Source organism: Atribacter sp. (assembly GCF_035418125.1).
GTDB lineage: Bacteria > Atribacterota > Atribacteria > Atribacterales > Atribacteraceae > Atribacter > Atribacter allofermentans.
Genome location: NZ_DAOLQM010000183.1, coordinates 1 through 4,462, shown reverse-complemented (window position 1 = coordinate 4,462; position 4,462 = coordinate 1). Strand labels below are relative to the sequence as shown.

3 protein-coding genes are annotated in these 4,462 nt (G+C 39.2%); all 3 read left to right on the top strand.

The features are described 5' to 3' along the window. The first annotated feature begins 125 nt into the window (after window positions 1-125). Entirely contained in the window at window positions 126-1,829 is a 1,704-nt protein-coding gene (locus PLK24_RS08750) for a GspE/PulE family protein (RefSeq protein ID WP_324478257.1), read from the top strand. A 172-nt stretch (window positions 1,830-2,001) separates the two neighbouring features. Then, window positions 2,002-3,072, top strand: coding sequence for a type IV pilus twitching motility protein PilT (locus PLK24_RS08745; protein ID WP_324478255.1), 1,071 nt, complete (start codon window positions 2,002-2,004; stop codon window positions 3,070-3,072). Beyond that, a complete protein-coding gene (locus PLK24_RS08740; protein WP_324478253.1) occupies window positions 3,072-4,304 on the top strand; it encodes a type II secretion system F family protein in 1,233 nt (410 codons plus the stop codon). The genes PLK24_RS08745 and PLK24_RS08740 overlap by 1 nt, the downstream gene beginning before the upstream one ends. Window positions 4,305-4,462 lie beyond the last annotated feature (158 nt).

Genomic DNA, 4,462 nt, shown 5'->3' with positions numbered 1-4,462 from the left:
TTTTTGAATCAGTTTAAACTACATATCGAGTGTTTTTTTTCTAATCAGGGTTCACACCTCGCTGATTAAGGTGTTTTCAGGATTAAATAAGTTGCCAATAAGTATTGATTTAGGAGAAATGCTTTATGGAAATGAGCACACTCAATTCAAAAAAATTAGGTGAGATACTGGTTGCCAAGCGTTTTATTACCTTTGATCAGCTTATGAAAGCAATAGAAATTCAGAAAAAAACCGGTGAAAAATTAGGTGAAATATTACGAAGAGAAGGCTTCGTGAAGGAAAAAGAACTCTTTCAGGCTCTTGCAGAGCAGATGGGCACTTTATATATTGACCTCGATAATTATGTCGTTGATCCCAACGCAGTGACTCGTCTTCCCGAAAAATTTTGTCGGCAAAATCATTGTGTTACAGTGAATGAAGAAGCCAGTTTTATAGTTTTGGCCATGGTGAATCCAGTGGATATTGTAACGATTGACCGGGCAAGAATAATGACCAAAAAAGATATTCATCCAGCAATTGCTCCTCCAGATGTGATTGAGAGTATTATAAATTCTTATTATGGAGGCAGTTCTTCGGTTAGCGAGATCCTCAAGGAAGCTGAGGAAGAAGAGGGCATGATCTACCTTGATGAAGCTGAGGAACTAAAAATCGATCAACTCAAGGAGATGGGTGAAGAAGCACCAATTATCCGGGTAGTCAATATGATAATTCTTCAAGCCATTCGAGCGGGTGCTAGTGATATCCACATTGAACCCCATGAAGACCGGGTGAGAATTCGGTATCGAATTGATGGAATCCTTCAAGATTCAACCAGTACCTCCATTAAAATTCATCCTGCTTTAATATCCCGGGTTAAAATTCTTTGTCGTATGAACATCGCTGAAAGACGTCTTCCCCAAGATGGTCGTTTTCAGGTAACTGTAGAAAATCGAACCATAGACTTTCGAGTTTCATCTCTCCCTACTATTTTTGGAGAAAAGATCGTCATGCGAATTCTTGATAAATCAAGTTTACTTTTAAATCTCAACCGGTTAGGATTTGAGCCTGATGAACTGCAACGTTTTTATAGGATGATTGAAAGACCTTATGGAATGGTTCTTCTCACCGGACCAACCGGCAGCGGAAAGACCACTACTCTTTATTCCGCTCTTAATCACGTTAGTAGTCCGGATTTAAATATTATTACCATTGAAGACCCAGTTGAGTATATTTTAGATGATATCAACCAGATCCAAGTTAAACCAAAAATTGACCTTACTTTTGCTAACTCGCTCCGTTCTATTATGCGACAAGATCCGGATATTATCATGGTCGGTGAAATTCGAGACCGAGAGACCGCTGAGATTGCCATTCATGCCGCGCTCACCGGGCATTTAGTATTTTCAACTCTTCATACCAATACTGCACCTGGAGCGGTAACCCGACTCCAAGAAATGGGCGTAGCTTCTTTTCTTATTTCTTCAGCAATTATTGGAGTTGTTGCCCAGCGATTGGCGAGGAAAGTATGTGAATATTGTAAATATCCCGTAGAATTGGATGGTGATGCAGCACTCGACCTTACTGAGGGCAAGAAGGATCATGTTGTGGTTTATAAAGGAAAAGGATGTTCCCGTTGTACCTCGGGATACAAGGGGAGAATAGCCATCCATAGCATATTTGATTTGAATGACTATCTTCGAGAAATGATATTAAATCATGCTACTGAGAGGGATCTAACCGAAACAGCTCGAAAAGAAGGCATGAGAACTCTTCGTGAAAATGCTGCAATAAAAGTGCTTGCAGGCATAATTAGCCCGGAAGAAATGTACCGAGTTACTGCCGATATTTGATTTTCCTCTAAAACACTCATCTTTTCTAAACTTTTCGTAAAAGTATCCGATAATATATTTGTGCTATAGAAAGAATAGATAGCACCTTCTCCCTTTATCCAAAGAGAGAGGTCAATATAGCAGGAATATGGTTGAATATGAGTTTTCAGGAGAAACATAAGGTAGGATTAAAATGGATTGGGATGTACCAGAGCTTCTTAAAAAAGTTGTAGACAGCAAAGGATCTGATTTACACCTTACGGTTGGATTACCACCGGTTATACGCATCGATGGAAAATTAACAAAAACCGATTTGCCGGTTTTGAAGCCAGAAGATACCGAATATATCGCTCGATTTATTGTTGGTGGAAATGAGCGCTGGGAACAATTTCATAAAAATAATGAATTAGACCTTTCGATTGGTCTTCCTCAAACTGGTCGTTTTCGCGTTAATGTTTACCGACAGCGCGGATCCTGTGGTTTGGTGCTTCGAGCCTTGAGTTATACCATCCCTTCCATGGAAGAGCTCCAACTTCCCAAAGAGACACTGGTCAAATTAGTAGCACTACCTCGTGGTTTGATTTTAGTAACCGGACCAACCGGTAGTGGAAAATCCACTTCATTGGCGTCGATGATTGACTATATTAACAATACGCGAGCGTGTCATATTATAACCATTGAAGATCCGATTGAATATCTCCATAGCCATAAAAAAAGTATTATTAATCAAAGAGAATTGGGCGCTGATACCCATTCCTTTGAAAATGCCTTAGTTCATGCTCTTCGTCAAGACCCTGATGTCATTCTGGTGGGGGAGATGCGAAACTTAGAAACCATTGCGATTGCCTTGACCGCCGCTGAGACCGGGCATTTGGTTTTTGCTACCCTCCATACCAACAATGCCCCTTCAACCATTGATCGGATAGTCGACATCTTTCCTCCCCATCAACAGCAACAAGTTCGTATCCAATTAGCGGGAGCTATTCAAGGTGTTATCAGTCAACAACTCTTATCCCGTGCTAATGCTAAAGGGAGAGTACCAGCAATTGAAGTAATGTTAGCCAATAATGCCATTCGTAATTTGATACGAGAAGGGAAGAGTCATCAAATTTATACCATAATGCAAACCTCCTTATCAGAAGGAATGGTTACTATGGATCGATCGCTCTTTGAGCTTTATCGTAAAGGCTTGGTGACCTGGGAAGACGCTTTTGATCATGCCATTGATCAGAAAGAATTTAAAGTCTGGAGGAATCGAGCTTAATGTCAAATTATATTTATAAAGTCCGTGATACCTTGGGTGCAACTCATGAAGGATCAATGGAAGCCAATAGCGAAAGAGATGCAGTTATTGCTCTTCGTGATCGGGGCTATTTTATTACTTCCATTACCGAGGAGAAACCAAAAGGCCTAAAAAAAGAAATTTCTCTTTTTTCTACCAGTAAGGGAGGGAAAATAAATCTTAAAGAGTTAGCTCTTTTTAGTCGTGGTATTGCTACAATGTTAGAAGCTGGCGTTCCTTTAATTGCCGCTCTTGAAAGTATGGGTGAACAGGTTTCGAATAAAGGTTTTGCTATTGTTATTGAAGAATTAGCCGGAAAGATTGAGCGAGGTTATTCATTTTCTCAAGCCATCAATGAATATCCCAAAGTTTTTAACCGAGTTTTTGTTGGGATGGTCCAATCGGGTGAAGCTGGAGGTAACCTTGATTGGGCCTTAGGACGATTAGCCGATTATTTAGAATGGGAGAAGGACCTTCGAGACAAAGTACAATCGGCTATGTATTACCCTATAATTTTAATAGTAGCCATGATAGCTGCTTCATTTTTTATGGTGTATTTTGTTTTCCCCCAATTTCTTCTTCTTTTTGAAAGCTTCAGCATAGAACTTCCAACCATTACTAAGATCTTTTTAGATGTTATTAAATTTATGAATGCCAATTGGTATTTCGTTTACGGGGGGTTGATAGGTGGATTTATTATTTTCTATATGTATGCTAACTCAGAGAAAGGAAAAAGGTGGTGGGACCAAAAAAAACACCAATTGCCACTTTTTGGAGAATTGTTTAGAAAACTAGTCATCTCTCGTTTTTGTTGGATCATGAATGGTTTATTGCGTAGCGGGATGCCCATGGTCGAAGCATTGGAAACCGTTTCCTCAGCGGTAGGGGATTACTTCATTCGGGATATCCTCTTGGAGATTGCGGAAAAAATTCGTAAAGGGAGAAATCTCTCTCAGAGCGTCAAGGATTATGATTTTTTTCCTCCTATTCTTACTCAAATGATCAACGTAGGAGAGGAATCAGGAAATTTAGAAATGACCCTGGGTAAATTATCTGAGCTCTATGATAAAGAAATTAACGTTTTTGTTGGACGTATTTCAACCACCATTGAGCCGGTTCTCACTGCAGTTATTGGTGTTGGACTATTAATTATAGCTTTAGCGTTTTTCCTTCCTATCTTCGAAATGGCATCTCAGGGAATGGGCGGAGGATAAACATTTTAATTTGAGTATAAAGTTTTCTTTTATTCAACCGATAAATATATTAAATATTATAACCGAAATATTTGGAGGTGCACAAAAATGTGGTCAGTTATAAGAAAAAAACAAAATAAAAAGGGGGAAGAAGGTTTCACATTAATTGAATTAATCGT